This window comes from Kribbella sindirgiensis, assembly GCF_004331435.1.
GTDB classification, from domain to species: Bacteria; Actinomycetota; Actinomycetes; order Propionibacteriales; family Kribbellaceae; genus Kribbella; species Kribbella sindirgiensis.
Genome location: NZ_SJKA01000028.1, coordinates 63,199 through 79,720 on the forward strand (window position 1 = coordinate 63,199; position 16,522 = coordinate 79,720).

Genomic DNA, 16,522 nt, shown 5'->3' on the forward strand with positions numbered 1-16,522 from the left:
GGTCATCCCTTGCCTGCGAGGACGTCTTCGACCTTCGGTTTGACGCTACCGAGCGCCTCCTCGGCACTCTTCTTCCCGCTCCAGACGTCGTCGAGCACCGGCCGGTAGACAGTCCGGGCGCGCTCGATGTAGCGGCTGAAGTTCTCGTTCACCGCGTTGCCGAGCGCCTGGGTCACCATCGCCAGGTTCGCCGGGGCCTTGTCGTCGGCGACGAACAGCGACGCCGAGCTCTTCGCCACTGGCATGAACCCGCGCGACTCGGCCAGCAGCTTCGCCGCGTCGGCGCCCGCGCAGTACTTCAGGAAGTCCCACGCCGCGTCGGGATCCTTGGATGCCTTCGGGACCGCGAGCACGGTGAGCGTGTTGACCGTGGTCCGGTTCACCTTCATCGGGGTCGGGAAGATGTCCCACTTCACCTTGGCGTTCTTGCGCAGGTACGGGATGCCGCTGGTGAGCGAGAGCACCATCGCTACCTTGCCGGTGCCGAGCTGGGACAACGCCCAGTTCGGCGTCTGACGGCCGGCCGTCACGGTGGCGAAGTCCGGGTGCACCTTGTGCTTGAGCGCCAGGTCCGCGACCCACTGGATCGCCTCGGCGCCCTGCGGCTCGGCCAGCGCGAACCGGGTCGCGTCCTTGGAGTAGATGCCGTCGCCGCCGTTGCTGACCGGGAACACGGTCTCGAGCGAGGTGTCCGGGAAGACCAGCGCGCCCCAGCGCTCGCCGTTCGGCTTGGTCAGCTTCTTCGCCGCCTCGACGAAGTCGTCCCAGGTCCAGCCGCTGTCCGCCCAGTCCTTCGGCGGCAGCTCGACACCGGCCTCCGCGAAGGCGTCGGTGTTGCAGATCAGAATGCCCGGGTTGGTCATGATCGGCCAGGCGGCGTGCGCGCCGTCCGGCTGCTTGGCGAAGTTGTATGCGACCGGGAAGTAGTCGTCCGGCTTGATCCCGTCCTTCTCCAGGTACGGACGGAGGTCGAGCAGCGATCCCTCGGCATAGTAGCCGCGGACGTAGTCGTCGTTGATCCGGATGACCGTCGGCGCGGCCCCGGACGACAGCACGGTCCGGAGCTTGGTGTCGTAGTCGTCCCCGGGGACCGACTGGATGTCGATGGTCTTGCCGGCGCCCTTGGCCCAGTTCTCCGCGACGTTGTAGAGCGGCGTACCGCTGGTGGTGTCCCAGGTCATGAAGGAGGCGTTCTTGCTGCCGCCGCCCGCACCGCCGCCGGCGCCGTTGCCGCCGCACGCCGCGAGCGGGAGTCCGGTGGCGAGCGCGCCACCGGTGATGCCGAGCGCTCTGAGCACCGACCGGCGAGAGATCTCTGTCATGGTCGTTCCTGTCTTTTCGAAACTCAGGGGATTGGTCAGTTCGTGCGGAGCTTGGCCACCGCGTCCTCGTCCAGCTCGATGCCCAGACCGGGCAGCTCCCACGGCGTGATCTCGCCGTTCACCGGGACGAGCGGGTTCTTCCAGATCGGTACGTCGTCGAGGATCGGGTTGTGCTCGATGTTGTACTCCTGCGGGTAGACGCAGGCCGGCGTACTGACCCAGACATGGGCGTGCGCCGAGGTCCCGATCGTCTGCTGGGTGTTGTGCACCGTGATCGGCTTGGTGTAGGTGTCCGCGAGGACGGCGATCTTCTTCAGCTCGGTGATGCCGCCGCACTTGATCACGTCGGGCTGCAGGATGTCGACCTTGCCGGTCTGGATCAGGTCGCGGAACTGCCAGGTGGTGTACTCCTGCTCGCCCGCGGCGATCGGGATGTCGACCGCGTCGGCGAGCCGCCCGTACGCCGCGTAGTCGTGCGCGGCGAGCGGTTCCTCGAAGTGCCACACGCCGAGGTCCTCCAGCGCGTGCGCCATCTTGATGGCCGTGTGTTCGTAGTACGCGTTGTTGACGTCGACCAGGATCGGGAAGTCGTCCCCGACCAAGTCCCGGACCGCAGTCACGGTGGCGATCGTCTGGTCGAAGCCGTCGTCGTGCATCCACGGCGTCGAGGAGTGGATCTTGTAGCCGTGAAAACCCTTCTCCTGGAAGGATTTGGCCCGCTCGGCCTCCTGTTGCGGAGTCATCGAGCGCGACATCGAGCTCGCGTAGACCTTCGCGCTCGGCCGGTACTTGCCGCCGAGCAGCTGGTAGACGGGCAGCCCGGCGGCCTTGCCGAGCAGGTCCCACAGCGCGATGTCGATCCCGGCGATCGCGTTCAGCTGTGCGCCGCCGGGGCCGAGCTTGTACGGCTTGGTGTACATCCGGCGCCACAGCCGCTCGATGTCGGTCGCCTCCTCGCCGACCAGCAGCGGCGCCATCGCCTGCTCGACCACGCTGTGGCTGACGTGCGCGTTCATCGGGCTGATCTCGCCGACGCCGACCAGGCCCTCGTCGGTGTGCACCTTCACGATGTGCAGCTTGTCGAGCAGGATGATGGACTCGATCTGGGTGATCCGCATGGCTATCCTTTCAGGCCGGACATCGTGATGCCCTGGACGAAGTACTTCTGGGCGAGCAGGAAGAGCAGGAGCGGCGGCAGGATGGTCAGCGTGGCGGCCGCCATCATCAGGTTGGTCTGGGTGAAGTACTCACCCTTGAACAGCGCCAGCGCGATCGGCATCGTCTGCAGGCGCGTGGAGTTGAGGAAGATCAGCGGGCCGAACAGGTCGTTCCAGGAGCCCATGAAGGTGAGTGCGCCGACCGCGGCCAGGGCCGGTTTCACCTGCGGCAGCATGATCCGCCAGAAGGTGCCGAAGATCGACGCGCCGTCGAGCTTGGCGGCCTCCTCGAGCTCGACCGGTACGCCGCGGAACGCCTGCCGGAGCAGGAACGTGCCGAACACCGGTGTGAGCACGTTCGGGATCCAGAGCGGGTAGTGGGTGTCGATCCACCCCATCTCGCGGAACAGCATGTACTGCGGGACGAGGTACACCATGCTCGGGATCATCGCCGTCGACAGCAGCAGCGCGAACGCGAGGTTCTTGAAAGCGAAGTTCAGCCGGGCGAACCCGTACCCGGCCATCGAGGCGAAGACCAGCAGGAAGCCGACGTTCAGCGCGGCCAGCTTGCAGCTGTTGAGGAAGAACGGCAGGAGCCCGTGGCCGGCCTGCGAGTAGTTCGCCCACTGCGCCGTCGACGGGATGAACGACGGCGGCGACTGGAGTACCTCGTTCTCCGGCTTGAGCGACGCGCTGACCATCCAGAGCAGCGGCATCGCGAAGACGACCGCGAGCACGATCAGCACCGCGAGGATCACGACCCTGCGCGGAATGTGCCGTGGAGCGCGGTTGTACACCCTGATGGCTTCAGTTGTCATAGTGCACCCACCGCTTCTCCAGCCGCCATTGGATCGCCGTGACGACGCCGACGATGACGAACAGCACCCAGCCCATCGCCGAGGCGTACCCGAGCCGGCCGTGCCCGAACGCGGCCTCGTAGATGTGGAAGATGAACACCGAGGTGGCGTTGTTCGGGCCGCCCGACGTCATCACGTAGATGATTCCGAACACCTGGAACGAGGTGATGAACTGCGTGATCGTGAGGAAGAACAGGCTCGGCGTGAGCAGCGGCACGACCACCGACCAGAACCGCCGCCAGGCCGAAGCGCCGTCCACGGTCGCTGCCTCGAGCAACGACTGGTCGATGCTCTGCAGCCCGGCCAGCAGGATCACCATCGGGTAGCCGACGCCCTGCCAGATCGCCACCACGATGACCGCGATCAGCGCCGTCTTGGTGTCCGACAACCAGGCCGGCCCGTGGATGCCGATCGTCCGCAGCGTCGAGTTGAACAGGCCGTTGTCCGGGTCGTACAACCAGAACCAGACGAACCCGATCGCGACCACGTTGGTGACCGCGGGCGAGTAGTACAGGGTCCGGAAGATCCCGATGCCCTTGACCTTCTGGTTGCAGAGCACCGCCAGCGCGAGCCCGATGCCGATCGTCAGCACCACCACCGCCAGGGTGAAGATCACCGTGTTCTTCAGCGACGGCCAGAACGTGTCGTCGGCGGTGAACAGCTCCTTGTAGTTGTCGAAGGCAAGGAACTTCGGCGTGTTCAGCCCGGACCAGTTGGTCAGCGACACCACCAGGCTGGCGGCGACCGGGGCGAGCTGGAAGAACAGCACGCCGAGGATGACCGGGCCGACGAACAGCCAGCCGGCCAGGTTCTGCCGTTTCGGCTTCGGCTTCGGGCGCCGCTTCGGCTTCGGGCCGGCTACGTCCGGCGGCGGTGCCACGGTCGGCAGTACGGCGTTCGCCATCGCCTCACACCTCGATCCCGATGTACTTCTCCTCCAGGAACTCGAGAATCCCTTCGGAGCTGCCTTCCCGGCCGAGACCGGACTGCTTGGTGCCGCCGAACGGGGCGGCCGGGTCGCTCAGCACGCCCCGGTTGACCGCGACCATGCCGGCGTCCAGCCGCTGCGCCACGGCCAGCGCCTGCGCGGGATCGCCGTACACGTAGGCGATCAGGCCGTAGATGGTGTCGTTGGCCATCCGCACCGCTTCGTCCACGTCGGTGAACTCGACGATCGCGGTGACCGGGCCGAAGATCTCGGTCTGGTTGATCTCGCTGCCGTGCTGCACGTCGGTGAGCACGGTCGGCGGGTAGAACGCGCCGACCGGTGACGGCTCGCCGCCCAGGATCAGGGTTGCGCCCTCGTCGACCGCCCGGTCGACCAAGGCGGCGACCTTGTCGCGCTCCTCGGGTGAGACCAGAGCGCCGAGCTCGTTGGACCGGTCGCTGCCCGGGCCCATCGTGACGGCCTTCATCGCCTGCGTGATCTGGGTGGTGAAGTCGTCGATCACCGACGAGTGCACGTAGAAGCGGTTGGCCGCCGTACAGGCCGAGCCGCCGTTGCGCATCTTGGCGACCATCGCGCCCTCGACCGCGGCAGCTACGTCCGCGCCAGACATGACCACGAACGGGGCGTTGCCACCGAGTTCCATCGACGGGCTGATCACCTGGTCGGCCGCCTCGCGCAGCAGCAGCCGCCCGACCTCGGTCGACCCGGTGAAGGAGAGCTTCCGTACGGCGGGGTGGTGCAGCATCGCCCGCACGGCGGGGCCGGCGTGCTCCGGAGTGACCAGGTTGACCACACCTGCCGGTACGCCGACCCGGCGCAGCACCTCGACGACGTACGCCGCGGTGAGCGGGGTCTGGCCGGCCGGTTTCAGGACCACCGAGCAGCCGGCCGCGAGCGCGGGCGCGATCTTGCGGGTCGCCATCGCGGCCGGGAAGTTCCACGGCGTGACCAGGATCGAGACGCCGATCGGCTCGCGCCGGACGACGATGGTCTTGTCACCCGAGGGCGAGAGGCGGAAGTCGCCGCCGATCCGAACCGCCTCCTCGGCGAACCAGCGGAAGAACTCGGCCGCGTACGCCGCCTCGCCGAGCGCGTCGGCGTACGCCTTGCCGTTCTCGGCGGTGATGAGCGCGGCGAAGGTCTCGCGCTCGGCGGTGAGGATCTCGAAGCAGGCGCGCAACAGCTCGGAGCGCTTCCGCGGTGGCGTGGCGGCCCAGCCGGCCAGGGCGGCGGCGGCCGCGTCGACCGCGTCCAGGCAGTCGGCCTCGGTCGCGGCGGCGAACTGGGCAAGCTCGGAGCCGTCGGCAGGGTCGTGAACAGGGAATCGCCGGCCGTCGGATGCCGGGCGCCACTGTCCGTCGATGAACAGGTCGTGCGGTGAAGTCATCTGCTGGCTCCGGTGGCTTGGAAGGGGTTGCCGCGATCGCCGGCGTACGCGGCCCGGGTGATCTCGAGCAGCGCGTCGACGTCGAGCGGACGCGGGTTGTTGTCGACCAGGCGGGCGGACCGCATACCCAGCTCGGCGACGTACGGGAGTTGGTCCTCGGTGAGCCCGAGCTCCTTGAGCGTCGGTGGGATGCCGATCCGGTCGAGCAGGGCCTCGACGGCTTCGATGCCCTGGACGGCCCGGGCCTCGCGGCTGTCCGCGGCGGGCCTGCCGAAGATCGTGGCGATCTCGGCGAACTCGTCGATCCGGGCCGGGGCGTTGTAGCGCATGACGTACGGGAGCAGGACGCCGACGCCGACGCCGTGCGGGGTGTGGGTCAACGCGCCGAGCGGGTACTGCAAGGCGTGGGCGGCCGCCGTGCCGGCGACGCCCAGCGCGTATCCGCCGGCGTTGGCGGCGAGCATCACGTCGGAGCGCGCCTGCCGGTCTGTCGGGTTCTCGAACGCTGCCGGGAGCGCCCGCTGCAGCAGTTCGAGGCCCCAGCGGCCGTAGAAGTCGCTGATCACGTTCTTGCCGATGAAGACCCGGCCCTCGGCGATCGCCGACGCGGGCCGCTGGATCGCGGTGAACGACTCGACCAGGTGCGACACGGCATCCGCGCCGGCGCTCGCGGTCAAACTCGGTGGGCAGGTGTAGGTGAGCTCCGGGTCGCAGATCGCGACGGCCGGGATCAGATGTGGCGAGGAGATCCCGGCCTTGAGTTCGCGGCGGCTGTCGCTGAGCACGCAGACCGGCGTCACCTCCGAGCCGGTGCCGCCGGTGGTCGGGACGGCGATGACCGGGAGAACAGGGCCGGGGACGGCGTTCTCCCCGTAGTACTGGTCGATCGGGCCGCCGTGAGCGAGCAGCAGTGCCTCCGCCTTGGCCAGGTCGAGACAGCTGCCGCCGCCGATACCGATCACGACGTCGATCCCGGCGTACTCCATCGCGTCGTAGCAGGCGTCGATGTCGGACATCGGCAGCTCGGGGGCGGTCGCGCTCCAGACGTGCAGGGTGAGGCCGTGATCTTCCAGGTCGGCGCGCATTCCGGCGAACTCGGGCGAGTCGGCGAGGCGCTGGTCGGTGCAGACGAGCGCCGTACTGCCGTGGGCGGCAGCGTGCCGGCCGAGCAGCGCGCGCTGGCCGGCCCCGAAGACAACCGTGCGGGGCGCCCGCTGCACGCCGAAGCCGACGTCAGTCATGGTCATAGGGGTGGTCCTTGTCCGGTCGAGGGCGGGATCAATCGGCCAGGACTGCTTCGCGCGCAGTGTCGAGAGCGATGAGCTCGCGCCACAGGCTGTCGGCAATCTCGATGCCTTGAGCAATAGAATTCTGATGGCGGACGCGGGCACCGTCGCCGGGGACCGCGACGGGAGTGTCCGGGTCGGCGCGGCGGCTGCGTCGTACCTGGTCCAGGTACTCCGAGGCCTCTGCGACACTGTGCCGACCGCCGCCGAGCAGGATGAACAGGTCACCCTTGTTGCTCGGGCGGATGTCGTCCAGCGTGCCGCCGACATCGGTGCCGTACGCCGCGCCGGTGAGGAAGGTGACCATCGCGCCCAGGCCGAGCCCGAGGCCATAGCCCTTGGCTCCCCCGAACGGCGCGATCGAGCCGGCCTTGGCGGCGACCGGATCCACGGTTTCGTTGCCCTCGGCATCCAGTGCCCAGCCGGGCTCCAGCGGGACGCCGCGGATCGCGTGGTCGTGGACCTTGCCCATCGAGATCTTCGAGGTGGCCATGTCCAGCACCAGCGGCGCCGGCCGGGCCGGGACCGCGAGCGCGAGCGGGTTGGTGCCGACCATCGCCTCAGTGCCTCCCCACGGGTGGACCAGCGCCTCGCTCGTGGTCATCCCGAAGCAGGCGAGCCCGCGGTCGGCCATCCGGGCGGCGTAGTACCCGAGCATGCCGAGGTGGTTGTTGTTGGTGATCGCGCAGACCGCGACGCCGAACTGCTCGGCGCGGGGTGCGATCGCGTCGAGCGCGCGCAGGGCGACGACCGGGCCGAGGCCCTGCTCGCCGTCCACGCTCAGGTCGCAGGGGCTCTGCCACTCGTGCCGGCCGGTGCTGGTCGGGCTCGCCGTACCGTTCGCCAGGCGGCGGAGCAGGCGCGGCAGCCGGAGCAAACCGTGCGACGGGAGCCCTTTGGCCTCGGCGACGATCAGGAGCTCGGCTTGTTCGGCGGCGGCCGGGGCGGGCACACCTGCGGTGATCAGGAGACGTTCGGCCAGTGCTTGGGCCGTGAGCAGATCTGTGTGCACGTCGACCATCCCGGTGGTGCATTCGTATACAGCGCTCGATTCCTTGGGAGGTTAGATCAGATCGGATACGATTTGCAATGGTCCGTGAATACGAATCCACAGATTTCTTCCGACTGGATGGACAACAGATGAGCCAACGCCGCACGGAGCGTCCGGGGAAGGCCCGGATGAGTGATGTCGTCTACGAGCGGCTGCAGGGATTCCTGCTGGACGGCGAGATCCAGCCGGGTGAGCGGATCCGGGTGGACGAGCTGGCGCGCCGGCTCGGGGTGTCGCAGACCCCGGTCCGCGAGTCGCTGAACCGGCTGGAGGCCGAAGACCTGGTCACCAAGACACATCTGATCGGATACTCCGCGACGCCGAAGCTGACGCCGGAGCGGTTCGAGGACCTCTTCGAGGCGCGCTTCCTGATCGAGCCTCATTGCTCGGGCCTCGCGGCCGGCCGGCACCGCGGCGGCGAGGCGGAGCGGATCGCCGCCATCGCCGCCGAGATGCGCGCCCGGTACCAGGCGGGCACGATGTCGTACGCCGCGTTCGCGCGGGCCGACGCGGAGTTCCACGAGGCGGTGCTCACCGCGACCGGAAACAGCTACTTCGGCGAGATCTTCGCGAAGCTGCACTGCCACCTGCAGCTCTTCCGGCTACTACGCGACAGCCGCGTCACCGAGGACGCCCTCGACGAACACGACCAGATCGTGACCGCGATCCGGCAGCGCTCGCCGGAATCCGCGACCGACGCCATGCGCGCACACCTCACCGCGTCCCGTACCCGCCTCCGCACCGCGTTCGCCTCACCCCCCGAGCAGGCGACCGCCTCAACGGTCGTGACCGGAGACTGACAGCATGATCGGGCTACGCGTCACCTGCTAGACCGACGGTCGTCCCCCGGACGCCCGCGCGCCGCAAGGCCTCGATCTGGTCAGCGCGTCCATGAGGCGGTGCAACGGTGGAAACTCCGGACCGTAGAAGTTCACCGGCAGAGCCAGTTGAGTCTCGAAAGCGGCGAGGAGGATCTGGTCGATCCTCCTCGCCGCTTCCATTGCTGCGCTACTTGGCGAGGTTCAGGTTGATGGCCTGGACCTTGTCGTCGGGGGTTTGGTAGGAGATCAACAGCCGGCCGTCACGGAGCAGGGTGGTGCGTTGAGCCGGGGTGACCGGAATGCTTACTCGCTTGCTGACCGGGGTGATCGGGGTGGCCGCATGATTGACGACGTGACCGCTCATGTCGGGCGACCATGGCGGGGTTCCGCCGTCGGTCACGGCACAGGCGGTCAGGCCGTAGTCGGGGGCCGGGTCGTCGGCGGGTGAGCAGCTCGTCGTGTACACGGGGATCGCGCCGATCAGGCCGGTCCACAGGTACAGTTGCGCACTCCCCGATCCGGTCGATGTGAGGTCGACGTCGACCGAGGACTTGCCGATGGTCGCCTTCTTGATCGTGATCGAGTTCGACGCGGTCACCGGCGTACGTCCGGAGATCGGTACGCCGTTGCGCGCCGACTGCGCGATCGTCTGCGGGGAGAAGACTCCGTTGAGGTTGGGATTGGAGACGTTCGGCGCGGCCGGCGTCGTCGGGCGGTCCGCCGGCGGTGTGTACCCGGGAAGCGTGGCGAGCCCCCAGCGGTACGGGTCGGACTGCACCGATCCGAGCGCCGACCACCCGAGTCGCGTACTCATGTCGATATGCCGCAACGTCGTCGTACCAGGTGCTGACGTGTCGTCGTTGTCGTACGGCGTGATGTTCAGCCCGAGCCGCGCCGGGTCGACAGCGGACGGAAGGTCGGCGAGCGGGATCTTCACCTCGAGGTCGTAGCCGCCCCCGGCGTACGCGTGCGGGACCGTGGTCTCGTTGCTGCCGACCCACTGCGCAGTCGAGGCGACCTGTACGCCCGGCGCGTTGCCGGTGCCGAGTGGGCCTGTCGAGTAGCCCTGGTGGTTGTCGGCGTCGCGTGACCAGCAGGCGCCGTTCGCGCCGTTGCCGTTGCGGTTGGCAGGATCGTTGGTGAACGGGAAGATACCGAGCTTGAACGTGTTCGCCGTGTCCATCTTCGCTTGGGAAGCGTTACCGCGCGGATCCAACAGGATCTCGACCGAGTCGGCCTGCCAGTGACCGACACATTCCTCCGGTGTCACGGCGTACGACTGGTAGTCGTCGCGGACGTGGATGAAGAAGTAGAGCGCGTCGTCGGACCAGCTGACCTTGGCGGTATTGCCTTCTCCTGTTGACGAAACGCCGCAGTCGTCGACGCCGGTGCAGGCGCTCGCGCCCTGCCAGATCCGGCCTAGGTCGAGCGTCGGGCCAGGGTACTCACCCGGGTCGGCCTTGCCGTCCACGACCGGGCTGCTGGGCGTCTGAGCGATCGACGTCGTCGGAACCAGAGACAACGTCAGCGACTCGTTTCCGCTCCCGGCCGGGGCGCTGTACGTCGTGGTGACCGGGATCGACACGTTCTGCGCGGCCGGCAACGAGGTGTCCGTGTTCGTGACCTGGAACGTCACTGTCGTCTCGGCGCCCGCTGCCAGGTTCGTGTACGGCAGCGACGGGGCGTCGACGGTGAAGTTCGACGGCAGAGTGAGGCTGACCGCTCCGCTCTGCGGCTGGCTCGACCAGTTGTGGACCACGACCGGGACGGCGAGAGTCTGTCCGACGCCCAACGACTGGATCGCGGCGGATCGCCCGAGGCGGGTGGCCTGTGGCGCGACGTTCGCCAGCCATTCGTCGTACTCCTGCCAGTTTCCCCAGCGCTGGAACCGGCCCTCGGTCGGCGAGACGATCCTGATCAGGTTGTCGGTGTAGCCGGTCTTACCGTCGGTGGTGTAGAGCGCGGACACCTTGGCGTTCTGGTTGACGGGCGCGGTCGCGCTCGGGGTGACGGTAAAGGTGACTGTGGTCTCGCGGCTCGCGCTGACCCACCCGACTCGCTGTGGAGCGCTGACCGTCCAGCCGTCCGGAACCGTCAACGCGACCTTGCCCGGCTTCAGCGGACCCGCACCGGACTTGAGGTGGACCGTCGCCTGGAACGGCTCACCGGCGACGTTCAGGAACCGCGAGAACGTCAGGTACTCCAGCGTTCCCAACGGCAGCCCGCCGGGATCCGGCTTCGTGGCGCCGAACAGGATCGCGTCGTCCCGGCCGGCTGCCGCGTTGCTGTTCGGCTGGAACGGCACGAACGACTCGGTCATACCGAACCGCGGACAGGCCGGAACCGACGTGCCCTTGTACATCACCCGGCTCTGGGTCGGGTACGCCGCGCGGCCCTCGTCCGCGACCTGCTGCCAGATCTTCGCCGTACCAGCGGTCTGCCCCTGCACGTTGCCCGCGGGCCACTTGTACGGCGAGTTGTAGCCGGTCCACACGCCCACCACCGTGTCCAGTCCGCTGGGTGTGAAGCCGGTGGTGCAATCGGCGGACGCCGTCGTACCGCCGGTGCCTGCGGTGGCTCCGCCGGAGAAGACCTTCTTCACCTGCCAGGTGCTGAGCGCGTGCGGGCCCTTCAACTGCTCGGGGAACATCGTCGGATCCGCGGCCGCGAGCACGCCTTCCCAGATCAACCGTCCGGCCTGCTGATGATTCCCGTGGCCGGCAGCAAGGGTCGGGGTGAACCCGATGTAGACCTCCGGCTGCGTCTCGCGGATCACCCGCGTGACCCTCCGCAGCGTCTCCTGCTCGTCCCAGAAGTACTGCGTCAGCGGCGCGCTCTGGTTGTAGAAGAAGTCGATCCGGTCAAGGTTGAAGATGTCGACCGTCCCGGACCGGTAGTGCGCGACCCGGTCCTCGTTCTCCCGGCGCAACCCGAGATCGGGCCCGAGCTCGGTGCCGGCCGAGTTCCCACCGCCCTCACCCCGGGTCACCATGATCACGCCGCACTTCACGCCGTACCGTTCGTGCCAGACACCACACGGCCCGATGATGCTGGTGTCGTCGTCCGGATGGGCCCACTCCCCCATCACATCGATCTTCGTTGCCCGGTCGGCGACGTACGCCGTCGGTTGGCTGTCGGCCTGCGCCGCGCCGGTGGCCGCGAGGCCTCCGAGCGGGATCAGGACCGCGGCTGCCAGCAGGGCAACCGTCGTGCGGTAACGCTTCATCTGCTGTCTCCCTTGGCGGATGCGGGCGGTGATCCCCCGAACGGGTGTTGCTTACTCCCTGACGGCGCCTTCGAGCATGCCCGCGATGAAGTGGCGCTGGAGGAAGAGGTAGAGGACGACGACCGGCGTCGCGACGATGACCGCACCCGCGGCGAGCAGGGTGAAGCCTTGGCTGTACTGCCCCTGGAAGAAGGCCAGGCCGAGTGGTGCGGTCCGCAGGTTCTCGTCGGTGACCATCACCAGCGGGATCAGGAACTCGTTCCAGGTCCACATGAAGACCAGCACCGTCATCGTGACGATGGCCGGCCGGGCGAGCGGTACCAGGAGCTGCCAGAGGATCCGGCGGGTGGACGCGCCGTCAAGCCGGCCGGCTTCCACGATGTCCCGGCTGCCGGCCCGGAAGTATGCACGCATCCAGAAGGTGCCGAAGGCAACGGACTGGGCGACCTGCGGCAGCACGACGGCCCAGAAGGTGTCGGTGAGGCCGAGGGTGCGCAGGTCGAAATACAGCGGTACGACGATCGCCTCGCTGGGCATCATGATCCCTAGCAGGAACACGTAGAACAGCGGCCCAGAGCCACGGAACCGCATCGTCCCGAACGCGAAGCCGGCCAGGATCGACAGGACCACGCTGACCACGACGACGAAGACCGACACGCTCAGGCTCATCCGCAGGTAGGTACCGAAGTGACCAATCCGCCAGGCCTCCGCGAAGTTCCCGAAGCCGGAGCTCTCGCCGGCGTCGGCCGGGCCGAACGCGGACTGTACGACGGTCAGGATCGGGGCCAGCGCGAACGCCGCGAAGGCCAGCAGGATGACGTAGTTCGCCGACTTCTCGGCCCGCGAGATCATCGGGTGGTCTCCCGGTCGCCGATCCGGTTGATCACCAGCGAGATCGCCAGAATCACCAGCGTCAGCGTCACCCCGATCGCCGCCGCCGAGCCGACCCGGCCGAGCTCGAACGCCCGGTGATAGACCTCGTACGACGGTACCGACGTCGAGTTGCCCGGTCCGCCGCTCGTGGTCACGTAGACGAGATCGAACGTCCGCAGCGCCGCGATGACCGTGAGCGTCGACGCGACCGCGATCTCACCGCGAACCGACGGCAGGGTCACCGCGAGGAACTCACGGACCGGACCGGCGCCATCGAGTCGCGCGGCCTCGTACAGGCTGCCGTTGATCCGGCCCATGCCCGCCAGCAGCAACACGGTGACGAGCCCGGTCTCGAACCAGGTGCCGACGAACCCGACGGCCGGCAGCGCCAGCGCATAGTCCCCGAGCCAACCGCGGGCGAGCGAGTCGAGGCCAATCGCGCGGAGCAGGTCGTTGAGACTGCCGTCCGGTCCGTAGATCCGCCGCCACGCGACCGCGACGACCACCATCGCGACCACCTGTGGAAGGAACACGACCGTCCGGAAGAACGCCAGCCCGCGGACCTTCGCCCGGTTGAGGACGGAGGCGAGCAGCAGGCCGACACACACCGGGACCACCGCGAAGAACACCATGAGCACCAGCGCGTGCCCGAAGGCAGCGCGGAGACCGACGTCGCTGATGATCTCGCGGTAGTTCGCGAGTCCGACCCAGCGCCCGAGTGTCAGCCCGTCCCAGTCGTACAACGACAACTGGACCGAGCGAAGCAACGGATACAGCAGGAAAGCGGCGTACACGGCGAACCCCGGTAGCAAGTACAGATACGCGATGCGCCGGGGCTCACCGGGCGGGCTAGCCGTTCGTCGAGGCGAAGGCACTGTAGTCCTTCTCCAGCCGGTCGGCGAACTGCTCGGGAGTCGCCTTGCCCGCGAGCAGGTCCTGCAACGCCGCGCCGATGGTGTCCGGCATGGTCGGCGTCGCATAGTCCAGGTACGGCACCAGACCGTCGTCCGTGACGATCTTGCCGAAGGCGTTGAAGACATCCTGCTGCAGCCCCGGAGTCGTCTGTTGCGCAGCGGTGTCGGCGACCGGCAGGTTCCCGGTCTTCGCCAGCGTGCTCATCGCGTCCGGGCTGGTGATGAAGTTCAGGTACGCCGCCGCGGCCTCGGGGTGCTTGCTCTTCGCGGTGATCGCGAACGGCAGTCCGGTACCACCCGTAGCGATCGGCTTCGCGTCGGCCGACGTACCCGGGGGCAGCATGAAGCCGACATCGGATCCCATCGCCTTGCCCAGGTCGGCCTGCAACCAGGTGCCGGCGATCAGGTACGTTCCCTTGCCCTTGGCAAAGGATTGCCAGGCCGGGTCGTAGTCCTGTCCGTTGAAACCCTCGTTGAAGTAGCCCTTGCCCACCCAGTCGGTCAGCGTCTGCGCCGCCTTGAGATTCTCGTCGCTCTTCCACGAGGCACCCTTACGCCCGAAGGCGAGCTGCTTGATCGCGTCGGGCGACGTCGTACGCCCCTGTGCCGTCCCGAACACGTGGATCGCCGGCCACTTCTCCAGGTTGCCGAGCACCAGCGGCGGCTCGCCCTTGGCCTTCAGCGCAGCCAACGAGGCCTCGAAGTCTGCCCAGGTCGCCGGAGGCTGTACGCCGGCCGCCGCCAGCTTCTTCTTGCTGTAGAAGATGCCGACGACCTCACCCACCTGCGGAAGCCCGTACAGGTTGCCCTGTCCGAAGGTCTTCCCGTCGGGCGTGTAGGAGGAGTACTGCCGGACCGAGGCCGGATAACGCTTGTCCCATCCGTACGCCGCGACGTACGGATCGAGGGGGATCAGCTGGTTCGCCTTGACGAACGCACCCATGTCGGAGCGGCCGTTGTTGGCCTCCACCACATCAGGCGGCTCGTTGCCGGTCAACGCCAGCTTCAACGTGGTCTTGAGGTCATCGAACGATCGGGAGACCCGCTTGAGCTTGATGTTCGGGTACTTCGCCTGGAACGCATCGTTCAACTGCTTCATCTGTTCCGCCTGGCCGCCCCGGACCTCCTGATCCCAGACCACAAGCGTCACGTCGCCCAGCTTGGACGCGTCGGTCTGAACCGACGACACGGTCGACGGCGGCGGCGCCGAAGTGTTCGATCCGGGCGTGCAGGCGGAGACCAGGCCGAGCAGGCCAAGACCGGCGGCGATCCCCAGCCGAGTAGTGCGTGTCATGGAGAACTCCCTCAGTTGTGGGTGACGTCGGCGTTCCGGGCGATCGTCGCCACGGCGCGGCGGACCGCGCCGACGGGGACGCTCGGGACGATGTCGTCGAGGAACTCGTACCTTCGCCGCAGCGAGCGGCTGTAACTGCTCTGGTCGTCGGACTTCTGCAGGTCGTGCCACCAGTCCGCAATGTCACCCCAGCCGGGCGCGGCGAGCGACCCGCCGAACTGCTGAACCGCGAGCGCCGAACACAGCGTGGCGAAGGCCAGCCGATCGGCGAGCGCCCAGCCGGACAGCGTGCCGAGCACCAGGCCGGCGCCGAAGACATCGCCCGCACCGGTCGGGTCGAGCGCGGGGACCCGAAGCGCCGGGACCCTGGCCTCTTCTCCCGTCTTCGCATCGATGCCCAAGGCACCTTCCGCGCCGTTCGTGACCACCGCCAACGGAACCCGGTCGGCCAGCGCGTACAGCGCGTCCTGTGGCGAGTCGGTCCGCGTGTAGGCCATGGCCTCGCCGGCATTCGGCAGGAACGCGTCGCAGTACCGGAGCTGATCCAGCACCCGTGGCGACCAGACTCCGGTGCCGTCCCAGCCGACGTCGGCGAACACTCGGGCGCCCTCCTTGCGCGCCAGGTCGACCCAGGTCGGCCGTTCCGGATCACCCAGCGGCTCGACGTCGCCGAGGTCGACGATCACCGCCCCGCTGCGTGGAGGCTGCCCGATCATCTCGCTCGCCGGCACCGGGGACGGGTGCCCGTGCGTCACCATGCTGCGATCGCCGTCGTACGCGACCGACATCGTGACCGGTGAGTGCCAGTTGTCGAACCGGCGCGACCGGCCGAGGTCGACATGCTCCTGCTCGGACAGGGTCCGCCAGCAGAAGTCCGCGTAGTCGTCGTCACCGAACGCCGCCGCCAGCGAGGTCCGCAGGCCGAGCCGGCTGGCCGCGATCGCCAGGTTCGCGATGCCGCCCGGCGATGAGCCCATCCCCTCCGCCCAGACCTCTGTTCCGCCCGTCGGACGCTCCGGCAGGCCGGTGAAGATGATGTCGAGGAACACCGGGCCCCACAGGAACACGTCGAACTCGGCGGTGCCGGGACCGCGCGCATCAGCGAGCGGGTCGTACCTCGTATCAGGCATGCCGGTCATCTTGCTCCTGACAAAGTCGTTCTGGCAAGCACTTATGATCATGAATGCGCAAGACCTGCATACTTTTGATCGGAATTGCCTGCTATCGTCGGGTCAGTGTCAGGGTGATGTTGCCGCTCATGCGGTGGTTGGATCCTGAGCACCCGTTGTCTGGCTCTTATCGTCGGTGTCGCCTTCGGGCTGACGGGCATGCGTTTTGCCGGCAGCGGGTGTGAAGGAGCCGGCCGGCGTGACTTGATAGGAGCG

Annotated in this window: 13 protein-coding genes; 1 reads left to right on the forward strand and 12 read right to left on the reverse strand. The window is 68.0% G+C overall.

What is annotated here, in order from left to right:
* Positions 1–2: 2 nt before the first annotated feature.
* Genes E0H50_RS40430 through E0H50_RS40460 form a run of 7 tightly spaced genes read right to left on the reverse strand, consistent with a single transcriptional unit; the run spans position 3 to position 7,970 of the window.
* Positions 3–1,322, reverse strand: coding sequence for an ABC transporter substrate-binding protein (locus E0H50_RS40430; protein WP_131296461.1), 1,320 nt, complete (start codon positions 1,320–1,322; stop codon positions 3–5).
* A 35-nt stretch (positions 1,323–1,357) separates the two neighbouring features.
* On the reverse strand, positions 1,358–2,440 hold the full coding sequence (locus tag E0H50_RS40435; RefSeq protein WP_131296462.1) for a mandelate racemase/muconate lactonizing enzyme family protein: 1,083 nt from the start codon (positions 2,438–2,440) through the stop codon (positions 1,358–1,360).
* Between the two features lie 2 nt (positions 2,441–2,442).
* Positions 2,443–3,297, reverse strand: a complete 855-nt coding sequence (locus tag E0H50_RS40440) for a carbohydrate ABC transporter permease (RefSeq protein WP_131296463.1) — start codon at positions 3,295–3,297, stop codon at positions 2,443–2,445.
* A complete protein-coding gene (locus E0H50_RS40445; RefSeq protein WP_131296464.1) occupies positions 3,287–4,240 on the reverse strand; it encodes a carbohydrate ABC transporter permease in 954 nt (317 codons plus the stop codon). Before E0H50_RS40445 ends, E0H50_RS40440 begins: the two co-directional genes overlap by 11 nt.
* Positions 4,241–4,244: 4 nt before the next feature.
* A complete protein-coding gene (locus tag E0H50_RS40450; protein ID WP_131296465.1) occupies positions 4,245–5,672 on the reverse strand; it encodes an NAD-dependent succinate-semialdehyde dehydrogenase in 1,428 nt (475 codons plus the stop codon).
* Positions 5,669–6,919: an iron-containing alcohol dehydrogenase gene (locus E0H50_RS40455; RefSeq protein ID WP_202868549.1), complete on the reverse strand. Its 1,251-nt coding sequence runs from the start codon at positions 6,917–6,919 to the stop codon at positions 5,669–5,671. The genes E0H50_RS40450 and E0H50_RS40455 overlap by 4 nt, the downstream gene beginning before the upstream one ends.
* A gap of 31 nt (positions 6,920–6,950) precedes the next feature.
* Positions 6,951–7,970: an Ldh family oxidoreductase gene (locus E0H50_RS40460; RefSeq protein WP_202868550.1), complete on the reverse strand. Its 1,020-nt coding sequence runs from the start codon at positions 7,968–7,970 to the stop codon at positions 6,951–6,953.
* 128 nt (positions 7,971–8,098) lie between these two features.
* Between E0H50_RS40460 and E0H50_RS40465 the strand changes: the two genes are divergently transcribed.
* Positions 8,099–8,809, forward strand: coding sequence for a GntR family transcriptional regulator (locus E0H50_RS40465; protein WP_165547463.1), 711 nt, complete (start codon positions 8,099–8,101; stop codon positions 8,807–8,809).
* Positions 8,810–9,017: 208 nt separating this feature from the next.
* Here E0H50_RS40465 and E0H50_RS40470 read toward each other — a convergent pair whose 3' ends face one another.
* Genes E0H50_RS40470 through E0H50_RS40490 form a run of 5 tightly spaced genes read right to left on the reverse strand, consistent with a single transcriptional unit; the run spans position 9,018 to position 16,267 of the window.
* Complete coding sequence (locus E0H50_RS40470; protein WP_131296468.1) at positions 9,018–12,056, reverse strand: PIG-L family deacetylase; 3,039 nt, start codon at positions 12,054–12,056, stop codon at positions 9,018–9,020.
* Between the two features lie 51 nt (positions 12,057–12,107).
* Entirely contained in the window at positions 12,108–12,908 is an 801-nt protein-coding gene (locus E0H50_RS40475) for a carbohydrate ABC transporter permease (protein ID WP_131296469.1), read from the reverse strand.
* A complete protein-coding gene (locus E0H50_RS40480) occupies positions 12,905–13,723 on the reverse strand; it encodes a carbohydrate ABC transporter permease (RefSeq protein WP_238151681.1) in 819 nt (272 codons plus the stop codon). Before E0H50_RS40480 ends, E0H50_RS40475 begins: the two co-directional genes overlap by 4 nt.
* 55 nt (positions 13,724–13,778) lie before the next feature.
* Complete coding sequence (locus tag E0H50_RS40485) at positions 13,779–15,137, reverse strand: extracellular solute-binding protein (RefSeq protein WP_131296471.1); 1,359 nt, start codon at positions 15,135–15,137, stop codon at positions 13,779–13,781.
* An 11-nt stretch (positions 15,138–15,148) separates the two neighbouring features.
* Positions 15,149–16,267, reverse strand: coding sequence for a carbohydrate kinase family protein (locus E0H50_RS40490; RefSeq protein WP_238151682.1), 1,119 nt, complete (start codon positions 16,265–16,267; stop codon positions 15,149–15,151).
* Between the last annotated feature and the right edge of the window lie 255 nt (positions 16,268–16,522).

Coding starts and splice junctions, on each gene's coding strand:
- E0H50_RS40430 (WP_131296461.1), bottom strand. CDS start 1,322: ATGACAGAGATCTCTCGCCGGTCGGTGCTCAGAGCGCTCGGCATCACC.
- E0H50_RS40435 (WP_131296462.1), bottom strand. CDS start 2,440: ATGCGGATCACCCAGATCGAGTCCATCATCCTGCTCGACAAGCTGCAC.
- E0H50_RS40440 (WP_131296463.1), bottom strand. CDS start 3,297: ATGACAACTGAAGCCATCAGGGTGTACAACCGCGCTCCACGGCACATT.
- E0H50_RS40445 (WP_131296464.1), bottom strand. CDS start 4,240: ATGGCGAACGCCGTACTGCCGACCGTGGCACCGCCGCCGGACGTAGCC.
- E0H50_RS40450 (WP_131296465.1), bottom strand. CDS start 5,672: ATGACTTCACCGCACGACCTGTTCATCGACGGACAGTGGCGCCCGGCA.
- E0H50_RS40455 (WP_202868549.1), bottom strand. CDS start 6,919: ATGACCATGACTGACGTCGGCTTCGGCGTGCAGCGGGCGCCCCGCACG.
- E0H50_RS40465 (WP_165547463.1), top strand. CDS start 8,099: ATGAGCCAACGCCGCACGGAGCGTCCGGGGAAGGCCCGGATGAGTGAT.
- E0H50_RS40470 (WP_131296468.1), bottom strand. CDS start 12,056: ATGAAGCGTTACCGCACGACGGTTGCCCTGCTGGCAGCCGCGGTCCTG.
- E0H50_RS40475 (WP_131296469.1), bottom strand. CDS start 12,908: ATGATCTCGCGGGCCGAGAAGTCGGCGAACTACGTCATCCTGCTGGCC.
- E0H50_RS40485 (WP_131296471.1), bottom strand. CDS start 15,137: ATGACACGCACTACTCGGCTGGGGATCGCCGCCGGTCTTGGCCTGCTC.
- E0H50_RS40490 (WP_238151682.1), bottom strand. CDS start 16,267: ATGCCTGATACGAGGTACGACCCGCTCGCTGATGCGCGCGGTCCCGGC.